The organism is Floccifex sp. (assembly GCF_051873495.1).
Classification (GTDB): Bacteria; Bacillota_I; Bacilli_A; order Erysipelotrichales; family Erysipelotrichaceae; genus Floccifex.
Window position 1 is genome coordinate 20,888 of record NZ_JBJEEX010000116.1, and the last position, 6,360, is coordinate 27,247.

7 protein-coding genes and 1 tRNA gene are annotated in these 6,360 nt (G+C 29.9%); 7 read left to right on the forward strand and 1 reads right to left on the reverse strand.

From position 1 onward, the window contains the following. Positions 1-122 precede the first annotated feature (122 nt). From ACI313_RS07205 to ACI313_RS07220, 4 genes are all read left to right on the forward strand, one after another. The gene (locus ACI313_RS07205; RefSeq protein ID WP_320104454.1) at positions 123-383 is read left to right on the forward strand and encodes a co-chaperone GroES; all 261 of its coding nucleotides are present in this window, start codon (positions 123-125) and stop codon (positions 381-383) included. 11 nt (positions 384-394) lie between these two features. Beyond that, the gene (groL, locus tag ACI313_RS07210) at positions 395-2,008 is read left to right on the forward strand and encodes a chaperonin GroEL (protein ID WP_320607512.1); all 1,614 of its coding nucleotides are present in this window, start codon (positions 395-397) and stop codon (positions 2,006-2,008) included. 86 nt (positions 2,009-2,094) lie between these two features. Continuing rightward, positions 2,095-3,345 (forward strand): peptidoglycan bridge formation glycyltransferase FemA/FemB family protein, encoded by a 1,251-nt coding sequence (locus ACI313_RS07215; RefSeq protein WP_320104385.1) that lies wholly within the window; start codon positions 2,095-2,097, stop codon positions 3,343-3,345. Between the two features lie 43 nt (positions 3,346-3,388). Beyond that, a tRNA-Leu gene (locus ACI313_RS07220) sits at positions 3,389-3,472 on the forward strand. 93 nt (positions 3,473-3,565) lie between these two features. Here the strand turns inward: ACI313_RS07220 and ACI313_RS07225 are convergent. Continuing rightward, positions 3,566-3,898 carry a hypothetical protein gene (locus tag ACI313_RS07225; protein ID WP_320608262.1) on the reverse strand — a complete coding sequence of 111 codons (333 nt, stop codon included), beginning with the start codon at positions 3,896-3,898 and terminating at the stop codon, positions 3,566-3,568. 149 nt (positions 3,899-4,047) lie between these two features. On the opposite strand from ACI313_RS07225, the gene ACI313_RS07230 reads away from it, so the two are divergent. The 3 genes from ACI313_RS07230 to ACI313_RS07240 form a co-directional block, all read left to right on the forward strand. Beyond that, positions 4,048-4,704, forward strand: coding sequence for a response regulator transcription factor (locus ACI313_RS07230; RefSeq protein WP_320608263.1), 657 nt, complete (start codon positions 4,048-4,050; stop codon positions 4,702-4,704). Then, positions 4,701-5,816: a sensor histidine kinase gene (locus ACI313_RS07235; RefSeq protein WP_439755635.1), complete on the forward strand. Its 1,116-nt coding sequence runs from the start codon at positions 4,701-4,703 to the stop codon at positions 5,814-5,816. The genes ACI313_RS07230 and ACI313_RS07235 overlap by 4 nt, the downstream gene beginning before the upstream one ends. Before the next feature lie 49 nt (positions 5,817-5,865). Beyond that, positions 5,866-6,360: ABC transporter ATP-binding protein (locus ACI313_RS07240; RefSeq protein ID WP_439755637.1), on the forward strand; the 495-nt coding region annotated here is incomplete at its 3' end.

Below are 6,360 nucleotides of genomic sequence, written 5' to 3' on the forward strand. Positions count from 1 at the left end.
CCTTTTTTTTAAAAAAATAAGGTGTTTTTGCTTGAAGTATGTGTAAAAGTGAGTATAATACAATTAGCACTTAGGAATAGAGAGTGCTAAAAGAGTGCTAATTATAAAAGGGAGGAACGCTTATGTTAAAGCCTTTACATGACTATGTATTATTAGAAAAAATTGAGGAAGAAAGTACCACAGCTTCAGGAATTATTTTGACAAGTACAAAGGAAAAATCAAAATTTGCCAAAGTAATCGCTCTAGGTAGCGATATTAAAGAAGCTTGCTACAAAGAAGGCGATGAAGTCTTATATCGTGATTATGCTGGAACAACCGTAAAAGATAATGATCATGAATATATCGTAATTAAAGACGAAGACATTATCGCAGTTAATTGTTAGGAGGAATGGTTATGGCAAAAGAAGTACGTTTTTCAAAAGATGCTCGTGAATCAATGTTAAAAGGGGTTAACACATTAGCCGATGCGGTTCGTGTTACTTTAGGTCCTAAAGGACGTAATGTTGTATTGGAAAGAGAATATGGTTCACCTTTAATCACAAATGATGGTGTTTCTATCGCAAAAGAAATTGAATTAGATGATAAATTTGAAAATATGGGAGCTAAATTAGTTTATGAAGTAGCTTCTAAAACAAATGACATTGCTGGTGATGGAACAACAACAGCTACTATTTTAGCACAAGCTATGATTGAAAATGGATTGAAACAAGTTGATCGTGGAGCTAATCCAGTATTGATGCGTGAAGGAATCGAAATGGCTAGTAAAGAAATTGCCAATTATATCTTAGATCATTCTCATAAAGTAGAAAGTACACATGATATTGAAAATGTTGCGACTATTTCTTCTGGTTCATCTGAAATTGGTCAAATCATTGCTAAGGCTATGGATACAGTTGGTCGTGATGGAGTTATTTCAACAGATGATTCAAATGGATTTGAAACAGAATTAGAAATTGCTGAAGGTATGCAATATGATAAAGGATATGTTTCACCTTACATGGTTTCTGATCGTGAAAAAATGGAAGCTATCTTAGATAATTGTTATGTAATGGTTACTGACTATAAGATTTCTAACTTACAAGAAATTTTACCTGTCTTAGAACAATTAGTTAAAACAAATCGTCCTTTATTGATTATTGCTGATGATTTGGAAAACGAAGTTGTTTCAACTTTAGCTGTTAATAAATTACGTGGTACATTCAATGTTGTAGCCACTAAAGCTCCGGGATTTGGTGATAATCAAAAAGCTATGTTAGAAGATATCGCAATTTTAACTGGTGCTACTTTCTATTCTAAAGACTTAAGTATGAATCTACAAGATATGACATTAGCTGATTTAGGACAAGTTAAACGTGCTGTTGTTAAGAAAGATTCAACAACTTTAATTGGTGGTACTGGTGATAGTGAAGCTATTAAAGAACGTGTTAATTTAATTCATGCACAAATGGAACAAACAACTTCTGATTATGATAAAAAACATATGGCAGAACGTTTAGGTAAATTATCAAATGGTGTTGCCATTATTAAAGTTGGAGCTGCTACTGAAAGTGAATTGAAAGAAAAGAAATTACGTATCGAAGATGCTTTAAACTCAACACGTGCAGCTGTTAGTGAAGGTGTTGTTGTTGGTGGTGGAGCTTGCTTAGTTAAAGCTTATGTTGCTTTAAAAGACCAAGTTAAATCGGATGTAGTTGATGTACAACGTGGTATTAAAGTTGTATTTGATGCTTTATTGAAACCAATTGAACAAATTGCGGACAATGCTGGATATAATAGTGAAGAAATCGTTGCTCATCAAAAGATTGCTGGTGAAAACATCGGATTTGATGCAAAACATGGTGAATGGGTTGATATGTATGATGCAGGAATCATTGATCCTACTAAAGTAACTCGTAATGCTTTAATGAATGCGGCTAGTATTTCAGCTTTATTCTTAACAACTGAAGCAGGTGTTGCAGCTATTAAAGAAGATAAACCAGAACCAATGCCACAAAATCAAATGTATTAATAATTAAGAAGGCAAATGCCTTCTTTTTTTTGCTTTATGTTTTTTTTAAGTGTATTATCATATATACGTGAAAGGAGGATGAAGCTATGAATTTTGTACAATTAACAGAAGAAGAATATGCAAAGTTTCAGCAACACCATCCATATAATAATTTTTTAAATAGTATTGATACATATCACTTAGAACAAATGGAACAACTTGAATGTGAATTAGTGGGAATAAAAGAAGGTCAAGAAGTTCTTTGTGCGTGTTTATTAGTTAAATATCCTATGATGAAGTTATTTCATTATTATTATGCTCCTCGTGGGTTTTTAATTGATTATAGTAATGAAAAATTATTTTCAACTTTTACTTCTGAATTAAAAAAATATATCAAACAAAAAGGTGGAGTTCAGTTAATTGTCGATCCATATATTCTCTATCAACAAAGAGACCAAGAAGGAAATGTTGTCGAAGGTGGTTTTTCAAATGCCAAAATAGTACAACAATTCATCAATGAAGGATATAATCATAAAGGATTTAGTATTGGTTATGATCAAAATATGCAAACAATTCGTTGGATGTATGCGATGGATTTAAGTCAATATACCAAAGAATCGCTTTGGAAGGCTTTGCATCAACAAACGCGTTGGAGTATTAATCGTACGATAAAATATCAACTTCAAGTTCGTGAATTGGGTATTGATGAATTGGATTTATTTGTTGATATTATGGAAAAAACCGGTGAACGAAGAGGGTTTGGAACAAGAGGAAAAGAGTTCTACAAGCATCAGATGATGGCTTATAATGGTGCTTTGAAATGTAAATTGGCTTACTTAGATACAAATTTACTTCGTGATTATTTACTAAAAGAAAAGGAACAAAATAATAATGAATTAAACGAAATCAATGAGAAATTATTAGAAGTTCCAAATAGTAAAAAGTTCAATAAGAAAAAGAAAGTCATTGATGAAGCAATTGAAATCAATGCTAAAAAACTACAAGAAGTTGATTCACTAGAAAAAGAATATGGTTCCATTATTCCTATGGCTGCAAGTATGTTTATCTATGATCAAGATGAAGTTGTGTATTTGACAAGTGGAGCCTATGAACAATTCCGTGATTTCTATGCGTCTTATGCGATTCAATGGCATGTAATCAATGAAGCAATGGATCTAGGATATAAGAAATATAATTTCTATGGTATTAGTGGAAACTTTGATCCGAAAGATGAAAACTATGGTGTTTATGCTTTTAAAAAAGGATTCCCTGGACATGTAGAAGAACTTGTAGGAGACTTTGAATTAGTGTGTCGTCCTTCTATATATAAATTGAATAAAATCAGAAACAGCAGATAAAATCTGTTGTTTTTTTTTAGAATTGATGTATCATTGATTTTACGAGGCCGTGGTGGAATGGCAGACACGCTACTTTGAGGGGGTAGTGGGATATCCCGTGTGAGTTCAAGTCTCATCGGCCTCACCAATATTGTTTTAATGATCCAAGGTTATTTTGACTTTGGATTTTTTATATTGAAAAGACTCTGAGTTATATACACAGAGTCTAAATTATATTCAGTTATTCTTTTAATTTCTTTATTATATCTTCAACTTCTTTTTTATCGGAAATGTACTGATTTGAACCATAATATACAGGTTTCTTTGAAATCATAATCTTATAGTCACAATTATTTATTTTAATGATAAGAACAATATAAAATTTAGGATTTGTGAAGATACCAGTTTGTGCAAATTGATCAAGTACAATATGTTGACATTCATGATCATCATTGATAAATTGAGCTTCAATATTTAATTGTTTTATTGATTGAATATCTGCTTTTGAATAAATAATATTATTGATTTCGAATGTATCATCTGTTTTATCAATCTTTATAGTATCATAGTTCATTGTGATTCTCCTTTTCTTAATATCATCTTTAGTTATTATATAACATATATTGTTAATATTGTAAATAGTTGATAATTAATGTTTTACTTTTAAATATAACTAAGAAATGATGTATAATAAAATCAATTTAGAACTAGGAAGAATTGATTATGAGAATATTAATTGTAGAAGATGATAAAGAATTAGCGCTTACGCTTTCTGAAATATTAGAACAACATCAATATGAAACAATGATTTGTTACAACTGTAAACAAGCATATAATGAAATACAAAAACCATATGATTGTTTCTTGTTAGATAATCGATTACCTGATGGAAGTGGAATGGAACTTTGTAGTTATATTCGTCAATTTAGTCATGATCCCATTATTTTTATTTCATCGGATACCCAAGAAACAAGCATATTAAAAGGGTTTGCGTTACAAGCGGATGATTATATTGAAAAACCATTTCGATTAAAAGTGTTGTTAGCTAAAATAGAAGCAGTTTTAAAAAGAGCAGGAAAATATAATGAAATTTATAAACTGAAAGATGCATGCTTGTATAAACAACATAAAAAATTAGTCATAAATGAAGAAGAATTTGAGTTAACAATTACCGATACGGTTATATTAGAATGTTTATTTAAATCATATCCTAGAGTAGTAAGTAGAAATGAGATTTGTAGTGCATTGTTTCATAATATGGGAAAAGTCACATCGGATGCGACACTAAATGTACGAATATCAGAGTTAAGACGAAGACTTGGAGTGTATGGTTCACGTGTTGAATCGGTTCGTCATGTTGGGTATTGGTGGCATGTATGAATAAGAAAAAGAAATATATTTTAATTTCTGGTATTGGTATTTTAGTTGTACTGGTTTTATTTATATTTGTCGTACATAAATATTTGGATTTAATGATTGAACTGGCTTATTTAGATAATCCTGTTTCTAATTTATTTCAAGGTATTTCAAATTTAAATAGGGAACAAGCACTGAAATTTTTTTATGAAGATGGATATGGATATACTAGTTATTTATATTTATTATCTTTATTATTAAATAATTGGTTTGTGATTAGTTTTCTTTTGGCTTTGTTTGTTCTTTTGTTTTATTTAGTAGGAACTATCATTTATTTAATACATAAACAAGAACAAGAAAAAGAACAATTGGCTTTGAAAATTCAAAATGGAGACTTAAATGAAGAAGATATTATACTAAATGCAGTCCAACATAAAGAACAGTTATATCGTAATAAAATAATCACATCGGAGTTAAGTCTTCAGAAACAAAAAGATGAATATGAAAATATAGCGCATCAAATAAAATCTTCTTTATCGGTAATTTACTTAAATTTGGATCGAATCGATAATAAAGATAATGGAGAGTATATCAATAAAATTGAAAATCAATTGGATTGCACCAATGAATTAGTTAATCAATTTTTAAAGGCAAGTACTATTACCGAAAATCAAACAAATTACTCTTTTCAAGTATGTGATTTAAAAAAGGGAATGGAACAAAGTATTTTAAATGTTAAGGACTATGCAAAATCAAGAGATATATCGATTGAATATGATTGTCAGAGTTTTATTTTATCGATTGATTTATTTTGGATACAGGAGGCTATTGAAACAATTTTAAAAAATGCAATAGATCATGCCAATGAACACTCGATTGTATATGTTTCCTTAAAACAAGATCATAATAAAGCTTTGATTGCGATTCAAAATGATGGATATATTGATGAATCAATGAATATATTTGAACGTTTTCAAAGTGCTAATATTGATCAAGAACACTATGGAATTGGTTTACATATGGCTTCAAATATTATTGAACACCATTTTGGAACAATACAAGTCAAACAAGAAGATGGAAAAGTAATTTTTACTATTTCTTTATTAATTCATCCTTTAGAAAACTTTGAATTGTAGCATTAGCGTAATGTTAAATGATATAGAATTTAAAAAAAGGAGAATGCCTATGAACTCAATTGTTACTTTAACGGATGTAAATAAAACATATCATGGGACAACTAAAGAAACTAGAGCGTTGCAACATTGTTCTTTATCCATTGAAAAAAATGCATTTACATGTATTATTGGGAAAAGCGGAAGTGGTAAATCGACGTTATTAAATGCGATTGGTGGCCTGATTCAAGTTGATAGTGGTTCTGTTTTAGTGAATCAACAAGAACTAACGAAAATGAATAAAAAAGAATTGGCTCGTTTTCGTAGAGAAAATATTGGTTTTGTGTTTCAATTTTTTAATTTGTTGCAAGAACAAACGGTATTAGAAAATATATTACTGCCTTTTGATTTAAACAATGAAAAAGCGGATTTAGACTTTGTGAATCATGTTATGAAGTATCTACAAATTGATGATATAAAAAACAAGTTTCCTTGTGAATTAAGTGGAGGACAACAACAACGAGTATCGATTGCTCGTGCAATTGTCGGAAAGCCAAATATTATCTTA